The 26,856-nt window shown below is 64.2% G+C and carries 4 protein-coding genes; 3 read left to right on the top strand and 1 reads right to left on the bottom strand.

Going from position 1 to position 26,856, the window contains the following annotated elements:
* Position 1 precedes the first annotated feature (1 nt).
* Positions 2 to 24,040: a DUF11 domain-containing protein gene (locus KDH09_12850; protein ID MCB0220581.1), complete on the top strand. Its 24,039-nt coding sequence runs from the start codon at positions 2 to 4 to the stop codon at positions 24,038 to 24,040.
* 441 nt (positions 24,041 to 24,481) lie between these two features.
* Complete coding sequence (locus KDH09_12855; GenBank protein ID MCB0220582.1) at positions 24,482 to 25,849, top strand: wax ester/triacylglycerol synthase family O-acyltransferase; 1,368 nt, start codon at positions 24,482 to 24,484, stop codon at positions 25,847 to 25,849.
* Here the strand turns inward: KDH09_12855 and KDH09_12860 are convergent, their stop codons facing one another.
* Positions 25,850 to 26,551 (bottom strand): hypothetical protein, encoded by a 702-nt coding sequence (locus tag KDH09_12860; protein MCB0220583.1) that lies wholly within the window; start codon positions 26,549 to 26,551, stop codon positions 25,850 to 25,852.
* A 109-nt stretch (positions 26,552 to 26,660) separates the two neighbouring features.
* On the opposite strand from KDH09_12860, the gene KDH09_12865 reads away from it, so the two are divergent.
* Positions 26,661 to 26,856 (top strand): hypothetical protein (locus KDH09_12865; GenBank protein MCB0220584.1); only part of this gene is annotated, 196 nt, incomplete at its 3' end.

Below are 26,856 nucleotides of genomic sequence, written 5' to 3' on the forward strand. Positions count from 1 at the left end.
CATGCGCTCACGTCTTGTTGCCGGATTTGCATCATTTGTAGTTGTTCTTCTCATCACTGCCGCCAACGCGACAGCGCAGACGCCATCGATCAGTGGGGGGCCGCCCAGCAGCGCCTTCCCCGGCGAGCAGCTGTGCTTCACCACTACCCTGACGAACACCGGCAGCCCCGGGTTTAACCCGTATCTGCGTGCGGTGCTTCCACCGGAAATTACCTACAGTTCTTCGACTTACTTGAGCACGCCGCTCAGCACCACGGCAGTGGGGATTTTCCCGGCCTCGCCGGGCAACCAGCTCACTGATCCCAAGTCCATGAGCGCGGTCACCGGCCCCGACGGCGGGACGCTCACGCTGCTGACCATTCCCCTTGGCAGCGTGGTGGACGGAGGACCCGACATCGACGTGGACATTTGCCTGGCTCTCGACGCGATGGCACCGGTCGGCGCGCCCCTGGACGTGACGCTGCAGCCGGTTTTCGAACTCGGCGACACGCCTACCGGGGCCAACGGGCCCATCGAGGGCATGGCGATGACGACGCAGGTCACGCCCACGCTCTTCACTATGAGCGCGAGCAACAACGCCCCCGAGGGCGAGCGCGCGCCGGGACCCGATTTTTCCATCACTTATACGACCAGCGTCGACGTGGCGAACGCCCAAACGATTTCAAACATCGATATTGATGATGTGCTCGACGCCGACCTGCAGTACGCGGGCGGACTGAGCATTGTCGGGGGTGCCGGATGCATGGCCGTCAGTGCCCCCTCGATGGTGGTGCCTGGAGGAACACTGAACGTCACCTGCACCAGCATTGCCGGCACGCTTGCCGGCAGCGAACTGACGATCAGCTATCAGGCCTACATCATCGATACGCTTGCCGAGACCGGCTGCGGCACGCAGGGACTGAGTAATGCAATCAGCATGAGCGCCGAGGACGCCATGATGAATCCGCTTGCGGCTGCAGATTCCAGCGGCGTGAGCGCCAAGCACCTGCCCATCCAGAAGGGCGCCGGGCCCGGCACGGTCGTGCCCGATGACGTGGTGACCTACACGCTCAACTTCCAGGTGAGCGACTACGCGACGGCAAACCGGCTCATCATCAACGACGCGCTTCCCGACGGGATGGATTTTACTTCACATGTTGCGGCGACGGTCGGTGGCGGACCCATCGCGATCGCCCCGACGACCATGACGGCTCTGGGTATTACCAGCATCCAGTACGACGTGACGGCCGTGACGGGAAACCTTGCGCCCGGAACGACGGGAACCATCAGCTATACCGGCACGGTGCGTCAGCAGTATCAGAATCCGGTCGCAAACGTCCTGCAGAGTGATCCGCTCTCCATGGGTGTGGTCAATGACTTCGACCTGACCGCAGGCGGCAGCCTGTGTAGCGATGCTTCCTCAGCGGGGGTGACGGTCAAAAAAATCAACGTGACCAAGCAGGACGCCACCGGCTCGCTCTTCTATGTGCCCGGCGACGTGGTGCGTTTTCGTCTCGAGGTCTCGATCGAATCCGGCGACAGCCAGGCCTTCGTGCTCGAAGACTATCTACCCTTGCCCATCTTCGATGTCGACGATCTGGACCTGACGGGCGCGCCAACCATCGCTGCGATGCCCGATGTAGAGTTCGCACCCAGCGACAATGTGGGAATGGATCCCACAAGCGTCACCATCGACAGTGCCACCAACAAGATCCGGCTGGAGTTCCCGGCCGTGAGCAGCGGCATGCCGACCACGACGCAGACCATCGCGGTAGACATCCTCACCACCGTGACGAGCGAACCCTTTGCGCCCCAGCCCTTCCTGACCAACCTGGCGCAGGGCAGCACGGCGAACTCTCCCGGAACGGCAATCAGCTCGGCCGCCAATACCATGCTTGAGGTGCGCGGCGCCGAACTCATGGTGACCAAGGGTATTTCGGCCAGCTCCAACGCCGTCGCCGATTCCACCATCACGCCCGCACCGGCCATGACGCCGGTGGACGGCGATATCAGCCAGAGCGACGGTGGCGACACAATCACCTTCGTCACCACTGTGCAGAACATCGCCGGCGCGAATGCCTATGATGTTCAGATCGTCGACACGCCGGCAGTGGGCCTGACCGGCTGCGCGCTGATCTCGGTTGCCGACGGGATCGGCACGCCGCTATCAAACCCCGCCGATTACACGGGCAACCTGTTTGCCGGGGGCATCACGCTCGTCAACCCGATTGAAGAAATGGGGGCGGCGCTGGGCAAGGACGAGATCCTCGTCACCTATACCTGCGATCTTTCAAGCACCACGGAACCCGACGACGTCATCACCGACGATGTCACCGTGTTCTTCGCCCACAGTCCTGGCGCGACGCTCTTTGACCCCGTGACCGATGACGCCACCATCACCATGGCCGCGCCCGATATTTCCATGAGCGTGCTCAGCACCGACGTGCCTGAAACGGGTTCCAGCCAGGTAAATGCTTCCAATACGGACGTGACCCTGGGTGAGAACGTTACCTTCCAGATTGTGGTGACCGTGCCGGAAGGCCGCTCCGACATCGTGGTCGACAACGTGATCCCCGCGGGACTCAACTTTGTCTCCAGTAGCTGGATGGCAGGCGCGAACCTGACTCCAATGATGATGCCGCCCTCGGGCACGAGTCTTGACTTCGGCATTGTGAGCAATACGCCGGACGGGCTGAGTAACGGCGACGACCAGATCGTCATCGATCTCACGCTCCAGCTTCCGGCTGCGACGAGCATCGGCAACGGGGTTACGAGGACTCCGATGGCGGATCTCACCTACACGGGTGGGACGGCGTCCGACGGGGCGCCGATCGACATCGTGAAGCCCGTCCTGAATCTGACGTATGCGATCTCTCCGAGTTCCGGCGATGCCGGTACCGGCGTGACCTTTACGCTGACGGCCTCACACGCGGGTAGCTCGCGGGCGCCCGCCTACGACCTGGTGCTCACCGACCTGCTCGATTCGGCCTACACGCTCAACGTGGGTTCGGTGACGGAGTTGGCACCGCTGATTGGAGCCACTGTGGACATCGGCAACACCGGCGGCGATACCAGCGTGCAGGTTTCCGCCCCGGTGATGCTGCTCGGTGAGAATTTGAGGATCCAGTATACGGTTACCGTCAATTCCATGGCGATGACTCAGACGACCATCACGACTACCGGCGAGTTGGACGCCGATTCGCTTCCCACGACAGGTGATCCCGAGGAAGCGCAATACAACATCACCCGCAACCGCAACTTCACGGTGAACTCGCCGAGCATTACTCACACTATTGCCGCGACGAACGAACCCAGCACCGGGTCGGTCAACGGAGCGACGCCCAACATCGACCTGACCATTGGCGAGCAGGTGACCTTCGAGGTCAATGTCACCTTCGCGGAGGCAACCGCAAGCGGCGTTTCGGTGGTGGAGCAGCTCGAAAACGCAGATGGTATTCTCAAGGTGCTGAGCAGCCAGATCACGGCGATCGGCGCCGACCTGAGTTTCACCGCGCCGGGCATCATGGTCGGGCTTGCGGGCACGGCCAGTGACAACGATCTCGATACATTCTTCGATCGCGTTACCTGGAATCTGGGGGATGTGACCAATTCCGGCGCCAGTGCTGGAATATCCGCCGCCGACATGATGACCTTCCAGATTGTTGCGCAGGTCATCGACAATCCGGCGAATGCCAACGGCGACCTGCTCGATAACACTGCGACACTCAATTACGGTGCCGGCCTTGCCATGAGCGCCGACGTGGACCTCGACGTCGTCGAACCGGACCTGACGCTGAACCTGTCGGTTCCGGGGGCCGCGGTGGATTCGAAGGACGTCATCACCGTAACAGCCGAGATCGACCAGAACTCGCCCACCTCCCAGGCTGACGCGTTCTCGCTCGTCTATACGGACCTGCTGGCCAGCGCCGGTGTTAGTCTTATTCCCACTACTGTAAGCGCCCCCGGTGGCGTGGTTGTTGCCGGTAACGGCGGTGGCGACACGACCGTGGTCGTGACTTACCCGACGCAGGCGCTCGGTGCGGGCACGCTGACTCTCACCTACCAGGTGCAGCTCGAGGACCCCTCTGTCGCGGGGCTGACGGTCCCGGTCTCGGGTACGCTGGGCTGGGACAGCCAGGGCGCAGTGCCCGGCGTGGAAACCCGCAGCCACAGCGACGGCGATGGCGCAAGCATCAACATCGATGAACCCACGATCGCGCACAGTATCTTCGCGACCGACGTCGCCCAGACCGGCAGTGCCCGGCATGTGGGCGGCGTGGAAGATCTGGCCATCGGCGAGTCGGTCACGCATTATATGACCGTGACCTTTGCCGAAGGAACCAATCAGGGCATTGTCGTGCGTGAAGAGCTCGACACCGTCGGCGAGCGACTGGAGGTGGTGAGCACCCAGGTCGTCTCCGTGGGCGCCAACCTCTCGGGTGCGAGCCTCCCGGTCGTCGCCTCGACGGCAACAAATGTGACCGCCACCAGTGCCGAGTGGATCCTCAATGACATCGTGAACGCGGGTGATAATGGGCCCGGTCCTGGCTACGCAAACAACGTCGATGGGGACGATCAGATCGTCTTCGAAGTGGTGGCGGTACTGGTCGACGACGCGCCCGATACCAATGTCGACGGCGACTCGCCCGTCAACGTCGCGCGCCTGCAGCATGACAATGGGGCTGACAAGACGGCCAATGTGACTCTCGACGTGGCAGAGCCGGTGCTCGATATCCAGATGGCTTCCGACAGCCCAACCGGTGACGCGGGCAATCTGGTGCAGTTTACTGTGACCGTTAGCAATGACGGCGGTGCGCCCTTCAACTCCGACGCGCCGGCTTTCGACCTGGTGATCGAGGATCTACTCGACCCGGACCTGAGCCTTAACGTGGGATCGGTTACGCAGGTGAGTGCCTTGGGCGGCTTTGCCGTCGTGAGCGGGAACACCGGTGGTGATACGACCGTGCAGGTAACCCTGCCGGCGCTGCTGCTGGGTGAAACACTTGAATTCACTTACACCGCAAGTATCTCCACGGCGGTCGCACCGATGGATATGATCTCCACCACTGCGACCATCGACTTCGACAGCTATCCGGCGGACCCGCCCAGTGGCGCTGCTGATCAGCGCGCCTACAACGCAAGCGAGGGCAACACCCTGACCATCCTGCCCATCGTGGTGGGTCACGTCATCACGGCGACCTCGGAAGTCGCTTCTACCTCGGCGCAATATAATCCTGCCGTGACCGACCTGCTCATCGGCGAGCAGGTGACCATGGAGATCGAGATCACCCTGCCCGAGGGCACCACCTCGAACGCTGCACTCAGTGAGCTCCTGGACAAGACCGTTGGTGTCTACGAGGTCGTCAGCAGCGAGATCACCCATATCGGCGGCCAGCTCACCATCGGTAGCGGACTCATGGTAGGTGACTCCGGCGTGGCCAGCGATTCGAACGCCGACCTCGCCAACGATCAAGTCACCTGGACGTTGGGCAATGTGCTCAACAATCCCGACGGTATGCAGACCGACGACGATCGCATCCGCGCCGAGATCGTCGCACGTCCCATCGACCGCGCGAGCAATGCAGCGGCGGATCTGGCCACACATACGGCTGAATTCACGTACGGAATTGCCGCCAGCGGCAGTGCCGACGTGCAGACTGAGATCGTGGAGCCCGTTCTTGATCTGACGCTGGCGGGAACTCCCGGCAGCGCCGACGCGGGCGATACAATCAGCTACACGGGCACGATCACGCACAACGGCGCTTCGACCGGACCGGCACAGGATGTCATCTACACGCACGTGCTCGCGGGGCCGGATCTGATCCTGACGCCCGGCACGATCGTTGCTCCGGGCGGCACGGTCATCAGCGGTGACAACCCCGGCGACGATACCGTCACGGTGGTCTTCCCCTCACTGGCGCTTGCGGGCGGCCCGCTCACGGTGGACTATGACGCCGTTCTCCAGAACAGCGTGCAGCCGACGGACACTGCCGATACCGAGGCGACGGTCCACTGGAACAGCGTCTCGCCCTTCAGTGCCGGTATCACCCGGCGCTCGGTTCGCCCGGCGACCGAGAGTACGGACATCGACGACAACGCGGTGGGGAGCGTCTCCATCCTCAGCACCACCGATGGCAATACCGGAACCGGGCAGGGCAATCCCGTCCTGGCCGACCTGAACATCGGTGAGAGTGTGACCTTCAGCGTGACGGTGACCTTCATCGAAGGAACCACCAAGAATTCGAGTTTCAGCTTCGACCTGCCCAAGGGGACGGGCGCGCTCGAAGTGACTGCATCGAGCGTGCTGGGCGTGGGGGCCCAGCTCTCGGGCGCCGGGCTGCCTACCGTGGGACAGGCGGGCGCACCCTCCGACACCAACGGCGATGGGATCGATGATCGTGTGACCTGGACGCTGGGGAACGTCCTCAATACCGCCGACCAGGCCCTCAACGGCCTGGACCAGATTACCTTCAGCATTACCGGCCGCGTGGCCGATCTGCCGGTGAACGCCGGCGGCGATACGCTCACCAACACCGCGACGCTTACCTACTCGGGCGGCTCCCAGTCGCAGATGCTGGATGTGGACATTGTCGAGCCGGTGCTGGTTATCACCAAGACCGGCAGCCTGCCGCCGGGGACTGCGCAGGCGGGCGGCGCGGCGGTCACCTACACCGTCACAGTGGAAAACCCCTCGGGCAACGGTTCGAGCGCGCCCGCCTATGCGCTGCGGATCGACGACCTGCTCGACCCCGATCTGGCTCTCGTCGTTGGGAGCGTCACCGAGACCAGCGCACTGGGAATGAGCGTTGCCGAAGGAAACACCGGCGGCGACGACTCGGTGACCGTGAATCTGGGTGACCTGCAGCTCGGAGAAACACTGACCTTCACCTACCAGGCGGGTGTGAATGCCGGCGTTGCCCTGGGCACCATGATCACCAACACCGCGAGCCTGCAGGCCGACAGCGCGCCCACCTACGTGGCAGGCGCGACGCGGCGCCAGAACCCCAGCGACATGCACACGATTGAAGTGGGCGCGGTCGATCTGACGGTCTTGCTCGACGATGGTGCGGTTACGGCTAATCCCGGCGACGACGTCACTTACACGGCGACCTATGAGAACGTGGGCAACGTAGCCGCCACGGGCGTCACGCTGAGCCTCGTGGTGCCCACCGGCACGACCTTCAACCTTGGCATGAGTGCGGGCTGGACCTGTCTTGTGGCGGGTGCAGCCGGTGACACTTGCTCCAACATGATCGGCGGCGTCCCGGCGGCCTCGGGCGCGGCCATGTCGAGCTTCGTGCTCACTGTGGACGATCCGGTCCCGGCCGGGGTTACCGAGGTGATGACGAGCATCGCCATTGCCGACGATGGTGCCAGCGGCGCCGACGATGTACCCGGCGACAATTCGGCAAGCGAGAACACCCCGGTGAGCGCGGTTCCCGATCTCACCATCGATGTCGATGATCCCGCTGGTCCGGTCAGCCCCGGCGGGCAGATTCTCTACAGCGTGAGCTACGACAACAACGGTCCGGGTGCCAGCCAAGGGGCGACCGGGGTGGAGATCACCCTCATCGTGCCGGCCGGGACGAGCTTCGACGATCCGGCCACGACTGCGGCCTGGGCTTGCGCGCCCGATGACAGCGCAGGCAGCACTTGTACGCTGTCGGTGGGCGGATTGGCTGCCGGTGCCATGGGCAGCGCGGATTTCGTGCTCGCGGTGAACGCTTCGGTGGCCACGGCTCTGGAGCAGGTGGTCCTTGACGTGGCCATCGCCGACGATGGTACCAACGGCGCCGATCCCGACCTGCTCAACAACATGGACTCGGCCGCGGCGGTTTCCATCGATGCCGCCCCGGATCTTGCGATGAGCCTGATGGGGCCGGGCCTCACCGCCAACCCCGGTGACAACGTCCCCTACACGGCAACCTACGACAACCTGGGTGACCAGGGAGCAACCGGCGTGACGCTCTCGCTCACTGTCCCGGCGGGAACCTTCTTCAACTTCAGTGCCAGCGCCGCGGGCTGGGCCTGCACGCCCACCTCCAGTGCAGGCAGCGCCTGCACCTTCGCGGTATCGGGCACGGTCGATCCGAGCGACCCGGCGGGCAATGTCGCCTTTACCCTCACCGTGGTAAATCCCGTTCCCTCGGGCACGCCTGGGACACTGAGCACTACGGTCAGCGTCAGCGACGACGGTGCCAACGGTGCCGATTCCGATCCGCTGAACAATTCCGACACGGCCATGGGAACGACCATCAATGCCGGTCCAGATCTTACCCTGAGCGTTGATGATTCGATCAGCGCGGCCGATCCCGGGGATACGGTGGTCTACACCCTGGTTGTCGAAAACGTGGGCACCCAGGATGCCATCGGCGTCGTGCTGACCAACCCGGTACCGGTCGGCGTGAGCTTTAACGCCGGCGCCAGCAGTGCGGGCTGGGCTTGTGCGCCCGCCTGCACGCTCTCGGTGGGAGCAGTCGCTGCCGGTGGCAGCCGCACGCGCACCATCGCCTTCGACATCCCCGCGACGCTGACTGCAGGAGTGGCTTCTATCACCAACAGTGCCAGCGTGGCCGACGACGGCAGCGGCGGAGCGGACCTCACGCCCGGTGACAACAGCGCGAGCCACGTGACCCCCGTGGATGCGGCCCCCGATCTCTCGCTGAGCCTCGACGACGGCGGAGCCAGTGTCGTGCCCGGCAACCCGATTACCTATACGACGACCTATGAGAACAACGGCACGCAGAACGCAGCCGGCGTGAGCATTGCCGTGACCGTTCCCACGAATACGAGTTTCAATTCCGGTGCCAGCACCGGCGCCTGGGTCTGCGTGCCTGATGCGAGTCCAGGTTCGATCTGCACGAGCGCTATCGGCGCCGTAGCGGCGGGCGCCTCGGTCATGATCGACGTGGTGCTGGACGTCGTTGTTAGCGTGCCCGGGGGTACTACCGAGATCACCACCAACGCGCAGATCAGCGATGATGGTGCCAACGGTGCTGATCTCACCCCGGCTGACAACAGCGCTTCGGATACCACCACCGTGAGCGCGGCGCCCGACTTGAGCGTGAGCGTTGCCGACCCGGCTGGTCCCGTGGTGCCCGGCGACGATGTGGCCTGGGCGATCACCTACGACAACATTGGCACGCAGGATGCGGCCGGCGTCACGCTGGTCACCACCGTCCCCACGGGCAGCACTTTCAACGGCGCGCTCAGCCCGGCCGGCTGGGCCTGCACCGCCGGCGGCATCGCAGGCGCGACCTGCACCTTCACCGTCGCCGGAACCGTCGCGGCGGCAGATCCGGCCGTGATGGTGAACTTTGTGGTGAGCGTCGATGATCCGATTGCCGCGGGCGTGGATGGCCTCTCGCTGAGCGTGAGCGTCGCCGACGACGGTGCCAACGGTGCCGATCTGACGCCTGCCGACAACACCGACGCCTCGGCGCAGCCCGCGATCACCGCGGCACCGAACCTGAACGTCACGGTCGAAGGTCCGGGAGGCAATGTCTCCCCCGGAGACTCGGCTTCCTACACGATCATCTATGAGAACACCGGCAGCCAGGGCGCCACTGGCGTGTTCCTTACCTTTACAGTCCCGCCGGGTACCATGTTCCAGAGCGCGGGAAGCCCAGGTTGGACCTGCCTGCCCGATGGCAGTGCGGGCAGCACCTGCACCTACAACGTAGGCGGCGTTCCCGCGGGCAACCCGCCCGTGGGCGTGGGCATCACGGTCAAGCTGCTCGATCCAATGACGCCCGGGGTGGAGACCCTCGATCCCGGCGCGAGCGTCGGAGACGACGGCGGCAACGGTCCCGACGAGGACCCGGGTGATAACGGTGGTAGCGCTTCCGATACCGCGGGTGATTCGGGCGTGAGTGCCACGCCGGACCTCACCCTCGGCGCCGATGATGGCGGGGTGAGCGTGAACCCTGGCGACCAGATCAGCTACACGCTCAGCTATGCCAATGCGGGCGACCAGTCCGTGGCCGGCGCGCAGATTGCGCTCATCGTTCCCGCCGGAACGAGCTTCAACCTGGGCATGAGTGCGGGCTGGAGCTGCATGGTGGCTGGTGCGGCGGGCGATACCTGCACGCTGAATATCGGGGCGCTCGCCGGAAACGGCGGCAGCGGCATGAGCACGCTGGTGCTCGACGTGGACTCGCCCATCGGTGGGGCGATAGAGGAGATCGCCTTCAGTGCGACCATCTCCGATACCGCTTCGATGGAAGCCGATGCCAATGCTCCAGATAACACCGCGACTGAGACGACGCCCATCGATGCCTCGCCCGATCTGTATGTGAGCGCGACGGGGCCAGGCGGGACGCTGGTGCTCGTCCCGGCAGGGCCGAACCCGAACCTCAGCTATACGATCAACTACGCCAACGACAATACGCTGGGCATGCAGGCGGCCAGCGGCGTAGAGATCGCCATCACTGTGCCGGCGGGCACCAGCTTTGACGACCCGGCTACCACGGCGGCCTGGGCCTGCCTCCCCGACACGAGCGCGGGCAGCACCTGCACGCTCTCGGTGGGGGCACTGGCCATCGCGGGCAGCGGCAGCGCCGACTTCGTTCTCGCCGTGGACAACCCGCTGGCAGCGGGACTGACAGGCGTGGCGATCACCGCCGACATCTCCGACGACGGGATGAACGGCTCCGATGCCAACGCCGCCGACAATACGAGCACCTCGACCAGCACGACCCTCGATGGTGCGCCCGATCTCGTAATCGACGTCACCGGCCCGGGCCTCTCGGCCACGCCGGGCAACAATGTCGCTTACATGGTGGGCTATGAGAACGTGGGCACCCAGGACGCTGGGGGCGTGACGCTCACGATGACCGTCCCCACAGGGTCGAGCTTCAACCCGGGCGCCAGCAGCGCGGGCTGGGTATGCGCGCCCGACAACAGCGCGGGCAGTACCTGCACCTTTGACCTTGGTAGCGTCGGAGCCGGTGATCCGGCCGGCAGCAAGAACTTCGTGGTCACCCTGCTCAACCCCGCACCCGCGGGCGCGGGTCCGAGCATCGGCATGAGCGGCATGATCGGTGACGACGGCGCCAACGGAGCGGACCTTACCGGTGGCGACAACATGGACACCGACAGTGGGACGACGCTGAGCGCCGCGCCCGATCTCACTCTCGCAGCCAGCGACGGCGGCGTGAGCGTCAACCCGGGTGGCCAGGTGACCTACACCCTGGGCTACGCCAATGCTGGCGACCAGGACGCCACAGGCGTAACACTGACCGCCACCGTTCCTGCCAACACGAGCTTCAACGCGGCGGCAAGCACGGCAGGCTGGATGTGCGCGCCCGATAGCGGCGCGGGCAGTATGTGCACGCTGAGCATCGGCAACCTCGGGGGCGGCGGCGCCGCCGGAAGTGCCCTATTTGTCCTGGACGCGGCAGCCATGATTGCTGCCGGCGCCGACGATGTGAGCTTCAGTGCCAGCATTGCTGACGACGGGGCCAACGGTGCCGATCCCACGCCCGGCGACAACGCTGCGATGGACACAACTCCCATCGACGCCGAACCCGATCTCTCGATCATGGTAAGCGACGGCGGCGGCACCCTCATGCCCGGCGATCTGCTGACCTATTCGATCGATTACGAAAACAACGGCACGCAGAGTGCCACCGGCGTTTATCTGGAAATCACAGTTCCCGTGAACACGAGCTTCAATGCCGGTGCGAGCCCGATGGGCTGGGTTTGCGCGCCCGATACCAGCGCGGGCAGCACCTGTACCTTTGCCGTGGGCGCAGTGGCCAGTGGCGCCATGGGGGCCACGAGTGCTGTCTTCAGCGTCGCCACCGAAATTCCTTCAGGCACAACGCAGATCACCGGCACGACCACCATCGGTGATGATGGTACCAACGGCGGCGATGCCGACAACGTGGACAACTCGGTGACGCTCGACACGCCGCTTGACGCGGTGCCCGATCTTTCGGTGAGTCTCAATACGCCCGCCGGCCCGGTTATTCCCGCAGACACGGTGACTTGGGTGGTGAGCTATGAGAATGCCGGCGGTCAGGACGCTACCGGGGTTGTGCTGAGTGCCACCGTGCCCAGCGGTACGACCTTCAATGCCGGTGCGAGCAACCCGCTCTGGATGTGCGCGGGAGTGAGCTGCACCTTGAGCGTCGGCGCGCTCGCCGCGGGCGTGGCGCCCGTGGATGTGGACTTTGCCGTGGACGTCAACGATCCGGCGGCGGCGGGGCTGGGTTCGCTTTCCTTCAGCGTGAGCATCGCCGACGACGGCGCAAACGGCAGTGATGCCAACGGGACCGACAACTCCGACACCTCAAATGCCCCGACGGTTACGGCGGCGCCTGACCTGGTGATCGATGTCGCAGGCCCCGGGGGCAGCGTCGGCGCGGGCGACCCGATCGGCTTCACGATTACCTACCAGAACACCGGCAGCCAGGCTGCGACGGGCGTCGAGCTCAGCTTTACGATTCCGCCGAGCACGCAGCTCAATGCGTTGGGTAGTCCCGGTTGGGTATGCGCTCCCGATGGCAGTGCAGGCAGTGCTTGCACCTATGCCATCGGCAGCGTGCCTTCGGGCGGCGCGGCGATGGGCGTGGGCCTGACCCTCATGGCGCTCGATCCAATCGATTCGGGCGTTGAGGGCGCGGACATCAGCGTGACCCTGGGGGATGACGGCGCCAACGGCGCTGACGAGAACCCGCTCGACAATACCGAGAGCGCTTCAGACGGTGGCGGCGATGTCGCGCTTGCGGCGGCGCCGGACCTCACGATCAGTGCCGATGACGGCGGCGCCACGCCCATGCCCGGTGACTCGGTAAGCTACGCATTGGATTATGGCAACGCAGGTGGCCAGTCGGCTGCCGGCGCGCAGATCTCAGTGACGGTGCCGACGGGATCAAGCTTCAACCTCGGCATGAGCGCGGGCTGGACCTGCCTGGTGGCAGGGGCAGCCGGCGACACATGCAGCTTGAACATCGGTGCCCTTGCCGGCGGCGCCATGGGCGGCACCACCGCAGTGCTGGATGTGGACTCACCCCTTGGCAGCGCCATTGAAGTTGTTGCCTTCAGCGCGAGCATCGCCGACACCGCAGCGATGGAAGCCGACGAGAATCCGGCCGACAACACCGCAGCAGTGAACACCGCGATCGATGCAGCGCCCGATCTGCAGCTCAGTATTGTGGGGCCCGGTGGCAGCGTTGCCCTCGTGGCGGCGGGCCCGAATCCCACGATTGCCTACGCCTTTAACTACGCCAACGACGATACGCTCGGTAGCCAGGGCGCGACCGGAGTGACGCTGACGACCACGGTCCCGGCGGGTACGCTCTTCAGTTCCGGCGATACGAGCGCGACGTGGACCTGCCTGCCCGGCAACGGCGCGGGCAGCACCTGCACCCACAGCGTGGGGACCCTGGCCCTCAACGGCAGTGGTAGCGCGGACTTCGTTCTTCAGGTGGAAAACCCGGCGGCCGCCGTATTTACGAGCGTCTCGATTTCCGGTGCGATTGGCGATGACGGCATGAACGGCGCCGACGTGGCGCCCGCCGACAACACGAGCACTTCGGGCGCGGTCAGCATTGATGCTGCTCCCGATCTGCTGATCACCGTAACGGGCCCGAACCTGAGTGCCATGCCGGGACAGAATGTCGCCTACATGGTGGGTTACCAGAATATCGGTACGCAGGACGCGACCGGTGTGGTGCTCACCATGACAATCCCGCAGGGTACGAGCTTCAATCCTTCCGCCAGCGCGGCGGGTTGGAGCTGCACGCCGAGCATTCTTGCGGGCAGCACCTGCACCTACAGCGTCGGCAATGTGGGCGCCGGCGATCCTGCCGGCAGCGTGAACTTTGTCGTCATTGTGGATAGCCCCGTGGCGGCGGGCGTGCCCGCGACCATCACGCTCGGTGGCTCCGTCGGCGACGACGGCGCCAACGGTGCCGATCTCGACGGTGGCAATGACATGACGAGCGATGCCGGAAGCAGCATCGACGCTCAGCCCGATCTGACCTTGAGCGTCTTTGACGGCGGCGCGAGCGTCGTGCCCGGCGGGCAGGTGAGCTACCTGCTCAGCTACGCCAATACCGGCGACAAGGGCTCCACCGGTGTCGCACTGACTGCCACGGTTCCTCCCGACGCGACCTTCAACCTGGGGGCGAGCACCGCGGGCTGGGTCTGCCTGCCGGATTCCAGCGCGGGCAGCACCTGCACCTTCAGTGTGGGCGGCGTTCCCGCCGGCGGCGCGGGCAGCGCCACCTTCGTGGTAGATATCGCCCTGAGCGTGGGCTCCGGTGTTACTCTTATCACTCAGAATGCGAGCATTGCCGATGACGGTATGAATGGCGCCGACGCAACGCCCGGTGACAACGCCGCGAGCGATACGACAAACCTCAACGCCGAGCCCAACCTGGCCCTCACCTTCAGTGACGGCGGGGCGGGGGCCATGCCCGGTGATACGGTGACCTACACGGCTACCGTGGAGAACCAGGGCAACCAGGAAGCCACCGGCATCATCGTCGCGAGTTCCGTGCCCGACAACACGGTATTCAATCCTGCTGCCAGCACCATGGGCTGGGTCTGTGTGCCCGACAACTCGGCCAGCAGCAACTGCACCATCAACGTGGGAGCGCTCGTCTCGGGCGCCATGACCAGCGTGAACTTCGCCGTGGATATTGACGACCCAGTTCCCAGTGGTGTGACCCAGATCAGTGCTTCGGGTTCGGTGGCCGACGACGGTACCAACGGAGTAGATCCCGATCTGGGCAACAACGGCCAGAGCGACACTACGCCGCTGGGTGCGTTCCCCGACCTGAGCGTTTCGGTAACAGACCCGGCAAGCCCCGTCGTGCCCGGCGACAGTGTCAGCTACGTGATTGCCTACGACAACGTGGGCGATCAGGACGCGGTGAACGTGGTGATTGATGTGATCCTTGGTGCGGGCGCGGGTTTCAATGCCGGGGCGAGCAGTCCGGGCTGGAACTGCACGGGACTTTCCTGCTCGCTCAGTGTGGGCGCGGTGGATGCCGCCGATCCGGCGGGGAGCACGACGCTCGTCGTCGACATTGACGATCCTATCGCAGCGGGTATCGACAACTTGAGTGCAAGCCTTTCCATTGCAGATGATGTGGCCAACGGCGCCGACGCCAATGCGGCCGACAATACCGATTCCTCGGTCTTGCCGGTGGTCGATGCCGCGCCCGACATGGCGATCACTGTGAGCGGTCCGGGCGGCAGCGCCCAGCCCGGTGACACGCGTGTCTACACGGTGACCTATCAGAATCTGGGCAATCAGGATGCCACGGGTGTCACGCTCGAAATGACCGTTCCGGCGGGTACACAGTTCAATCCGACCGGCAATCCCGGCTGGATCTGCGCCCCCGACGGCAGCGCGGGCAGCACCTGCACCTTCCTGGTCGGAGGCGTGGGCGCCGGCGATCCGGCAGTCGGCGTGGCCTTCACGGTGGACGTGCTCGGCGCAATCGGCACGGGAATCGAGCTCATCGACCTGGGCGGCTCGGTCATGGACGATGGCGCCAACGGGCCCGATACCGGTGGTGGCAACAATGGTGACAACGACGATGGCACCAGTATCGACGCGGCCTCCGATGTGGCGCTCAGCCTGAGCGATGGTGGCGCAATGCCCGGTCCCGGCGCGAGCGTGAGCTACATAGCCGGCTACGCGAACAACGGCGATCAGGATGCCGGCGACGTGCGCCTGTCTTTCATGGTTCCGGCCAATACGACCTTCAACGCCGCAATGAGCGATCCCTCCTGGAACTGCATACCCTCGGCGGCGGCAGGCAGTGCGTGCGAGTTGATTGTGGGTGCGCTGGCCTCGGGTGGTTCGAGCATGGCCGCCATTGTGCTCGATCTTGACGATCCGATTGCAGCCGGTGTTGCCGATATCACGCTCACTGTGAGCGGCACTGATGCTGTCTCGCCCGATCCCGAGCCCACGCCCGCCGACAACAGCGCGAGCGTGATGACCCCGGTGCTTGCTGCGCCCGACCTCTATGTGGACGTGAGCGATCCGGGCGGCAATGTCACCCTTGCGCCCGCAATGACGGGCGGGGCGATCTCCTACACGATCTCCTACGGCAACAGTGCCGGCATGGGAACGCAGGCCGCGACAGGCGTGGCTCTTGCGGCGGTGGTCCCCGCCGGGACGAGTTTCTCCGATGCCGACACGGTGGCAGCATGGGCTTGCGTGCCCGGTAGCAGTGCGGGAAGCACCTGCACGTTGAGCCTGGGCGCGCTCGCATTGGGGGCCTCCGGCAGCGCGGACTTCGTGCTACGGGTGGACAATCCGGTCGAAGCAGCAATCGAGAACGTCGTCCTGAGCGTGAGCATCGCCGACGACGGCGCGAATGGCGCGGACGTCGATGGTGGCAACAATACCGATACCTCGACGACGACCAGCATTACTGGCGCCCCGGACCTGCGCTTTGATGTGGTGGGGCCGGGCCTGACGGCGTCACCGGGTGAGGACATCATCTACTCACTTGAGTATGAGAATGTGGGTACCCAGGATGCCGCCGGCGTGTTCGTTTCGATGACCGTCCCGGCAGGAATGGTCTTCAACCAGACGCTGAGCCCGGCGGGGTGGGCGTGTTCGCCCGATCTCAATGCCGGTGCCACGTGCATCTACAACGTTGGCGCCGTGGGCGCGGGCGATCCGGTCGCCGCGGTTCCCTTCATCATCACGGTTCCTGCGATCGTGGTTGCCGGAGTGGGTCCGGTCATTCCGGTAGGCGGTTTCATCGCCGATGACGGCAACAACGGACCCGACCTCGCGCCTGCCGACAATGTCGATACGGACAGTGGCACCAGTATCGACGCCGCGCCCGATCTCTCGCTGATGCTCTCGGACGGCACAGCCTCTCCGGTGGCCGGCGGCAGTGTGATCTACACCATCAATCTTGAGAACCTCGGCGATCAGGATGCCACGGGGCTGGTCGTCACCGAGACCGTTCCGGCGAGCAGCACCTTCAGTGGCGGGGCGAGCACGCCCGGTTGGGTATGCATGGGTGGCGGCGGCGCCGGCGATACCTGCACCATTGCCATTGCGACGCTGAATGCGGGCTCGAGCGCGTCGCTGAGCTTCGCGGTGGTTCTCGACGCGACCTTGCCCGCGGGGCTCGATGAAATCGTAAATACTGCAAGCATTGTCGACGACGGCATGGGCGGCAGTGATTCCGACGCCATGAACAACACCGATACGGTGAACACTGTGGTCGGCGCCATGCCCGACCTGGTTGCCGGTCTCGACGATGGCGGCGCCAGCGCCGCGCCCGGCGACACGGTGACCTACACGGTGAGCTGGCAGAACAACGGTACCCAGGGTGCAACCGGCGCGAGTGCCACCATCGCGATTCCGCTGAACACCACCTTCAACGCAGGGATGAGTGACCCCTCCTGGAACTGCTTCCCCAACGGGAACCCGTTGAGTGTGTGCACGCTGCCCATTGGAGCCGTCGCTTCGGGTGATTCGGGTATGGCGAGCTTCGCGCTTACCTGGAGCAACCCCATGCCGGCGGGCGTCGATGAGATCATTGTGAGCGCAAGCGTCTTCGACGACGCAGCCAACGGCGCGGATACCATCCCGGCAGACAACACCGCGCAGGATGCGACGCCGGTCATCGCGGCGCCGGACCTTGGTATCGACATTGACAACCCGGCCGGTCCGCTGGCTGCCGGTGGTACACTGCTCTTCGAGATCGCCACGGCCAACGGCGGCAATCAGGACGCGACCGGCGTGGTGCTGAGCGCCACGATTCCGGCGGGCCTTGAGTTCGATGCCGGAGCAAGCGACGCGCTCTGGTCGTGTGCGCCCAGCGCGACAACCGGGCCCGCATGCACGCTGAGCCTCGGAGCCTTTGACGTGAGCGATCCCACCGACCAGCGCGACTTCGCGTTGCGCGCGCCCGATCCGCTGGTCTCGGGCCTCGATGATTTCACAGTGAGCGTGAGTGTGGCCGACGACGGCGCCAATGGTGCCGACTCCAATGCTGCGGACAACACCGATACAAGTGCCAGCGTGAGCTTGGATGCTGCGCCCGACCTGCGGGTGACAGTCACGGGCCCCGGTGGCAGCGCCGAGCCCGGTGATACTCGCGTCTACTCCGTCACCTATGACAACGTCGGCACGCAGGACGCCACCGGCGTGGAACTCACCTTCACAGTTCCACCGGGTACAAGTGTCCAGACCGGAGCGAGCCCCGGCTGGGTGTGCTTGCCCGATGCGAGTGCCGGCAGCACCTGCACCTACGCGGTGGGAACGGTTGGTGCGGGTGATCCCGCTGAGTCGCGCACCATTGCCCTCGACGTGCTCGATCCGGTGCCCGCCGGCGCGCACATAATCGACCTGACGCTGGATATCGGCGATGACGGTGCCAATGGCCCCGACGAGAACCCGGTCGACAATTCCTTCAACGAAACCGACACCGCCATCGATGCCGAGCCCGACCTGGCACTGTCCATGAGCGGGGACGTCGCAACCGTGATGCCCGGCGGCGCAGTGGTCTACACCCTCGACTACGTCAACAACGGCGATCAGGACGCCACCGGCGTCGTGCTGACCGAGACCGTGCCCGCCAACACCGCCTTCAACGCCGGCGCGAGCACAGGGGGCTGGATGTGCCTGGTCGCCGGTGCGGCGGGCGATACGTGTATATTGAACATCGGTGCTCTGGGTTCGGCTGCGATGGGAAGCGCCGATTTCGCCGTGGACGTGATCGCTGTGGCGCCCGCAGGGGCGGATAGCCTCTCAAATACGGCAAGTGCGGCCGACGACGGCGGCAACGGCGCCGAGCCGACGCCCGCCGACAACATGGCGATGGTGGAGACCACCCTCGACGCCGCGCCCGATCTCTCACTGAGTCTTGACGATGGCGCCATGAGTGCGGCGGCCGGTGGGGCGATCACCATTGACGTCATTGTGGACAACGCGGGTGACCAGGACGCGACCGGCGGCATGTTGAACTTCACCGTGCCCACCGGAACGACGTTCAACGCTGGATTGAGCGCCATGGGCTGGAACTGCATGCCCGACGCCAACGCCGAGGCGAGTTGCACCCTTGCACTGGGTGCTCTCAGCGTGGCCGGCACACCCGCCGCGTCTGTCACGATTGTGCTGGACGTGGATAACCCCGTCCCGGCCCTGCTGGAGTCGGTGACCACCACGGTCAGCCTCGGCGACGATGGTGCAAACGGCGCCGACCAGATGCCTGCCGACAACGCGGCCGGTATCACGACCCCGGTGGACGCCGCGCCTGATTTCTCGCTCTCCAAGAGCGATGGATCGGCCGCACCGCTTCCGGGCGAGGTGGTCAGCTACATGCTCAATTATCAGAACACCGGCGATCAGGACGCGGCCAGCGTCACTCTCTCCGAAGTCGTTCCTGCCAATACGAGTTTTGAGACGGCCTCCAGCACGATGGGCTGGATCTGCGTGCCCGATACCAGTGCCGGCAGTGCCTGCACGCTGAGCGTGGGCGCCTTGGCAGCCTCGGCCATGGACAGTGCAGTCTTTGCCGTGCGCGTGGACGGCTCGCTCGTGGGCGGCATGACCAGTCTTTCCAACACCGCCGGCGTAACCGGTGATGGGGTGGGACCGATTGCCTCCAACCCGGTTACTACCGAAGTAAACTTTGCGCCCACGACCATGAACGATGCGGCTACGGTGCAGCAGGAGCGCGCTCAGCAAATCGACGTGCTGGGCAACGACCTGGACGGCAATGTCCCGCCCGAGGCCCTGAATATTGTCGCAGTGGAGACCGGTGATGCCGCCGCAGGTGGCAGCGTGAGCATCGATCCGGGCGGATTGACGCTCACCTATACACCGAGCATCGGCTTCACCGGCGTCGATACCTTCGACTATACGGTCGCAGATCCCCACGGGGCGCAGGCGACCGGCACCGTCACGATCACAGTGGTGGGTGTGCTTATCACAGAGTCCGACGGGGAAACCCGCGTCTTCGAAGGTGCTCTACCCGAGTATGCGGACAGCTATGAAGTGCGGCTGACCAACTGCCCGAGTTCGCCGGTCAATATCGCCCTGTCCCTGGATGCGGACATTTTTGTGAGCCCGGCGGTCCTTAATTTTGCCTCTCTGGGCTGCGTCGGTGCACCGATTCCGCAGACGGTCAACATTCAGGGCGCGGTCGATACCATGATCGAGGGCGATGAGATCGCCACGATTACTCATACGGTGAGCAGTCTGGATCCGAACTTCGACGGTGCTCCCGCGGCCGATGTGGACGTACATGTCGAGGACGCCGATCTGGTGGCCGATCCCGGCGAGGACCGCACGGAACTGCCCGGCCTGTTGCGCCTGGACGGTTCGAACAGCCATGCGCTGGGCGACCTGGCCCTCAACTTCAACTGGCAGCCGGTGAGCGGTCCCATGGTTACGCTCACCGGATCGACTGGGCCGCGCCCGAGTTTTGTAGCGCTTGAGCCCGGCAATTATGTCTTCCGTCTGACGGTTTCCATCGTTACGGGAGAATATGATTCCGAGGAAGTGACCATCACTGTCACCGATGTGCCGCCCATCGCGCGAATCTCGCGCAACGTCATGGGAGTTGCCTCGCCGCCGATGGAATCGGCAGGGATGGATGTCGGCGAGACGTTGCCGCTCTCGGGTCTGCTCTCGTCGGACGATAATCTGACGCCGATCGATTCCTTCACCTGGCAGCTCGGAGACGAAGTACCCTTCGGGGCGGACATCAACGAAGTGCTCGACGATCCGTCTTCACCGACGCCGGTGTTCACGCCGCTGGTGAGCAGCGCACCGGTGCCGGGCCTCTACGAGATCGAACTTGTTGTCAGCTCTGACGGCACCGATTCCGAGCCCAGGCTCCTTCGCGTCTACGTGCGCAACTTCGACGAGATGGATCTCGCTGGATCCGTGGTGGAGCCCGCGGCTGATGCTGGTGTGGACCAGTACGCTGGCGTTGCGAGCGTTTACCAGCTCAACGGCACCGCCAGCCTGGATCCCGACTCGCGCCAGCAGGGAGCGGAACTCGAATACTCGTGGCGCCAGGAACTGGGCACCCCGGTCACGCTTTCGAACCCCGCGGCCATTTCGCCGAGCTTCGTGATTCCCTCGCAGGGGGCGTTTACCTTCTGCCTGGAAGTGCGCGATGTGCTCGACGATGACCTGCCCAGTATTGAAGACTGCGTGACCATCACGGCCTTCGATCCGGGTGCGAACTACGCACCGGTGGCGGTGCCGGAATTCGTGGATGTCGATGACGACAATCTCGATGGGCGGGTCAATGTGGGTGAAGTCTTCACCCTTACGGGGATTAACAGCACCGATCTTGATGGTGATGCCCTCACGGCGAACTGGAGGCTAGTCGATGCGCCGGGCTTCCACTCCTTCTCCCCAACGCTCAATGAGACCGAAATCTCCATGATGCCCTTCGTCGAGGGGACTTACCTATTCGAACTGACCGTCAACGACGGCATGGCGAGCAGCGTGCCCGTGGTCCTACCGGTCCATGTGCTGCCGGTCGGCACCGATGCCGCCCTGGCGGTTGCCAAGGCGGAGGTCGAGGAGAACACCAAGCTGACGCTCAGCGGTATCGTTCCCTTCATGCTCGATGGGGCGGAAAGCATCGGGAGTGATGGGCTCACGAACGCAAATCTCGGATACCTGTGGCAACAGACCGAGGGTCCCACCGCGATCATCGAAGATGCCAGCGCAATGCTTCCGATCGTGACGCCCATCGTCTCGGGCTACTACTGCTTCGAACTGACGGTGCGCACGCCTGGTGGCAGTCAGGCACACGACGAGGTGTGTCTGGAGGTCGAAATCACCGGTGGGGAGACTCGTAATCTGATCCCCACGGCAGTGCCCAGCGGGCCGCCCTATACGCGCAAGGATGTTGCAGTCACGATCTCGGGTACGCTGAGCAGCGATTCGGCTGCTGATGCCGACGGCGTGACGGGCGTGGTCAACGGCCTTGGCCTTCGCTGGTCCCAGTGTGGCGGCGTGCCGGTTGTGCTCGATGACAACCCCTTCACGCCCACCTTCACGCCGCCCGAGGACGGGGAGTATTGTTTTGAGCTGGTCGCCGACGACGGCGAAGCACTCGGCCTGCCCCAGCGCATAAGCGTGCAGGCGATCCTGATTGGTGCGACAGGCGGCGGGGGCACCGGTGACTGCACGCTCAATCCCTCGGCCCCGGCCGGTGGGTGGACGTTACTGCCGCTGCTCAGTCTGCTTATGCTCTTCTTCTGGGATCGGCGCCGGCGCGGGGTTGCGGTGGATTCAAAACGGGGTAGGGGAACCGGGCTGCTGGGCCTTGCGCTGTTGTTCGCTCTTTCACTGGCTGGCAATGCTCACGCGCAGGCAGACCTGGGATTCCAGGCCGAGCACTTCGATCCGCTGCCCTCGCAGAAGCACAACATTCTCAACATTTCGCGCAGCGAGCTGATTGCCGAGGGAAATTACTCCCTGAGCATCGTCTCGAACTATGCGAACGATCAGGTGCAGTTCGCGGCCTTCATCAACCCGTTCACCATCACCGAGCGGCCGATGCACCACAAGTGGCAGAGCGACCTGCTGGCTTCTTACGGCGTGTTCGACTGGGCGGAGATCGGCATTGCAATCCCCGTGGTTTGGCGCCAGTCGGGCGACCCGCTCACCCTGATCGGGATGCCCAATACCGAGCTCGACGGGGCGGCCTTCGGCGATATTCGGATCGTTCCCAAGGTCAATCTGATCGCCCCTGATGATGGAGAGGGCTTCGGCATGGCATTTCTGATGCCGCTTTTCATCCCCATCGGGAAAAAGAACTTCCTCGCATCCGACCAGTTCTTTCGCGTCGAGCCGCGACTGGTTGCCGACTGGACCTTTGCCAACAAGGCCAGCATTGCCATCAACCTGGGCGTGCAGATTCGTCCGCAACGCACCTTACTTAATTTCGTGAGCAACGATGTCTGGCGCTGGGGCATCGGCATGGAAACCCCCCTTGATTACGACTGGATCAAGAACGCAACCGGCTTCGAGCATCTCGAAGACTGGCGCGTCGGCGTCACGCTGTTCGGAAATCAGCAGATTCAGGACAACGTGGACTTCGGGGACTTCTTCTCGGGCGGCAATACCTCGGGTGATGATCCCACGGAGTTCATGGCCATGGTGCGATGGGATTTCGAGCCCGACTGGATGACCCAGCTCGCCTTCAGCAGCGTGCCCAATTACGGCGTAGGCGCTCCCGATTGGCGCATTACCTGGGGCATTACTTTCGAACCTGCCGTGGAAGAGGCGAGGGGCCCGGTGGATACCGACGGGGACGGGTATTTCGACCCCGACGATGAATGCCCGCTTGATCCCGAAGACTTCGACAATTTTCAGGATCTGGAAGGATGCCCCGATCCCGACAACGATCAGGACACGATTCTTGACGTGAATGACACCTGTCCGATGGATCCCGAGGACATGGACCAGTTCGAAGACCTCGATGGCTGTCCCGATCCCGACAATGATCAGGACACGATTCTCGACGTGGTCGACCGCTGCCCCATGGAGCCCGAAGACATGGACGGCTATCAGGATGAGAACGGCTGTCCCGATCCCGACAACGACGACGACGGAATTCTCGATATCGCCGATTCGTGCCCGATGCAGCCCGAGGATCTCGACGGCTTCGAGGACGAGGACGGCTGTCCCGAGCCCGGCCCCCTGGCGGCGGCCCCGAAGAAGCTGATTGCGCTGGACAAGATCCAGTTCGAGACCGGCAGCGCCACCCTTCGCAAGGAGAGCTACCCGATTCTCGACGACATCGTCTCGCAGCTGGTGGCCAACCCCTACATCACCAAGGTGCGCATCGAGGGGCATACCGACAGCCGCGGCGGCGACGCCTACAACCTCCAGCTCTCCGAGGACCGCGCCTTCGCGGTGCGCCAGTATCTGGTGAACTCAGGAATCGACAGCTCGCGCCTGCTCTCAAAGGGCTACGGCGAGACCCAGCCCATTGCCGACAACGACAGCGCCAGCGGGCGCGAGCAGAACCGCCGCGTGGAGTTCGTCATCCTGGCCATCGACGGAAAACCGGTGGAGGGAGTGGAGCAATAAACGGAGGCCGATAGGAAGTTCTGGTCACAGGCTGGATCGCGGGTATTGTGGCACCACAGTAGCTGGTATGCGGCTTCAAGCTGAGCGCCAGGCGTGCCTTTCTGTGACCGCCCCGTGACCGCGCGAGTGTACGCCGGGTGGTTTTCGAGTCGTCGCTCAAAAAATAGAGAAAGTGGGCCGCAGGATCGGTGTTCTAAGTGATTGATTTCATTGGATGCGGTTTTACTGAGAATGGCGCAAATCTGGTTCTGCAACGGCGAATAGTCTTCCCAAGCTGAGGGTCGCGGGTTCGAACCCCGTCTCCCGCTCCAGACTTCGCGCCTCGGGCGCTTCGCCTGGCAAGCCAGCTTTTCAAACCCCTGAAAATTTTGCTCCCTTGCATCGCGCCCCGATCCGCTAGACTGGTTGGTGAACCAGCGCGAACTTAAAGGGGATTGCTGCATGGCAAGCCGGGTTCTGACACCATCGGATGCAATGTTTTTGTACGGGGAGAGCCGCGAAACCATGATGCACGTGGCTTCGTTGCTCATCTTTTCGAGGCCCGAGGACGCGGCGCCCGATTATCTTCGGGAGGTGCTCGATGAGATCCGCGACTGCTGCGATGTGCAGCCGCCGTGGAATCTCAAACTCAAGACCCCCGACTTCCTGATGAACCCGCGCCACGTGTGGGAGGAGCAGGACGAGGTCGACCTCGACTACCACGTGCGCCGCTCGGCGCTCCCCTCACCGGGCGACGAGCGCGAGCTGGGCATTCTCGTCTCGCGCCTGCACGGCCATTCGATCGACTTCCACCGCCCGCCCTGGGAGGTGCACCTCATCGAGGGGCTCGAGAACGATCGCTTCGCGCTCTTCTTCAAGATTCATCACTCGCTCATGGACGGCTTTACCGGCTCCAAGACCCTGGCGCGTTCGCTCTCGACGACGCCCGAGGACGTGGAAAAGCCGGTCTTCTTCATGCTTCCCGAGCCCGAGCGCCCTGCCGGCGAGGCCAAGCAGCGCGGCGGGTGGCGCGAAGTCCTTCGCGCGCAATGGGAGACCGCCCGGCAGGTGGGCAGCGAGCTATTGGAGGTCGCGCAGGGCAAGGACCCCGACCTGGTGCTGCCCTACCAGGCACCCAAGTGCATTCTCAATGGCCGCATCGGCCGCAACCGCCGATTCGCCACGCAGCAGTACGGGCTCGATCGGCTGAAGGCTATTGCGAAGAAGAGCGAGACCACGCTCAACGATGTGGTGATGGCGCTCAGCGCGGCCAGCTTGCGACGCTTCCTGATGGAGCTGGGCGAGCTTCCGGGCGATCCGCTCATCGTGATGATGCCCGTCAACGTCCGGCCCAAGGACGACCCCGGCGGCGGCAATGCCGTGGGTGCGATTCTCGCTTCGCTTGCCACGGACATTGCCGATCCGGCAGAGCGCCTGCAGGCCATCCACGACTCGAGCTGTCACGCCAAGGCCCAGCTCCAGGGGATGAGCAAGGACGCGATCCTGCAATACACGACGCTGACGATGTTGCCCTTCGGGCTCCAGCAGGTCACGGGCCTGAGCGGGCGCACCCGCCCGGCCTTCAATGTGGTCATTTCCAATGTGCCGGGGCCCGATCACCCGCTCTATTTCCGCGGCGCAAAGCTGGAGGCCAACTACCCGGTGAGCATCCCCATCCACGGCCAGGCGCTCAACATCACCTGCGTGAGCTACAACGGCACTTTGAACTTCGGCTTCACCGGCTGCCGCGACACCCTGCCGAGCATGCAGCGCCTCGCGGTCTACACCGGCGAAGCGCTCGAGGAACTCGAAGCGGCGCTGGGGATGTAGTTACTTGCCGCCGTTGGCCTGCAGGTCCTCGATGCACTTGGGATCGAGATCGGGAATGCCGCTGCCGAGCAGGTTGGCCAGAATGTCGGTGGTTTCCACCTGGTAGTTCATCAGGCAGCCCTCCACGTTGCAGTGTGCGCCGTGGGGGATGTCGTGATGGGCAGGGTCGACCGGCTGCGTGCCGGTGTTCACCAGACCCAGCAGGTGGCCGAATTCGTGGAGCAGCACGGTGGTCTCGAGCACTTCCTGGCTGGGTTGGCCGATGCCGCCGGCATTGTCGTCGATGGTTTTCTTGAAGAGAACCGCCGCGTCGCCCTGGTAAGCTAGCCCCAGGACTTTGGAGTCCCCTTCATTGGCGGCGTAGTCGGCATCCACAAAGAGGATGTGGGCTACCACCGTATCTCCGGCAGTCATTTCCGTGCGGTATTCCTGCGCGAGTTGCGCGGCCTCAAATGCCGAGAGGGTCGCCTTGCCCGGCGAGGGGATCGGGTCGTCGACGCTCACGGTGATGCCGCCGCTCTTGTTGAGACGCGCATTGAGGAAGGCTTCGAGATTGTCGACGCTGGCCATCAGGGGCAGATTGCCCTCAACGGCCTGAATCTCGACGATGAGTTTGGTGAAGGTGGTATCGCTCAGATAGCTGCGGGCCAGAGATCCAGTTGCGAGCGAACCGCCCTCACTTGTGCAACTGAGGAGCTGCACGCAAAGGCACAACAGGAGCGGGGTAAGAACTTTGCGGACGCCTGAGAATACGTGATGCATGCGCCGATCGTGACCGGCGGAGCGGACCGCCTCAAGCAGGGATGTCCCAATGATCGGCGACGGCGCGCGCCCTTTTCGTGATGCGTCTTACTTCGCCACTGCCTGCGCCGGCTTCGCCGGTTTCTTGGCAGACTTCTTTACCTTCTTTTTCGCTGGCTTCTTCGCGTCGTCCGATGCGGGCCCGATCCTCTCGGGCTTCTCGCTTGCACGCCGCTTGACGGGAATGGGGTTGCCGGCCTTGCGGG

The sequence above is a fragment of the Chrysiogenia bacterium genome, from assembly GCA_020434085.1.
Classification (GTDB): domain Bacteria; phylum JAGRBM01; class JAGRBM01; order JAGRBM01; family JAGRBM01; genus JAGRBM01.

Coding starts and splice junctions, on each gene's coding strand:
- KDH09_12850 (MCB0220581.1), top strand. CDS start 2: ATGCGCTCACGTCTTGTTGCCGGATTTGCATCATTTGTAGTTGTTCTT.
- KDH09_12855 (MCB0220582.1), top strand. CDS start 24,482: ATGGCAAGCCGGGTTCTGACACCATCGGATGCAATGTTTTTGTACGGG.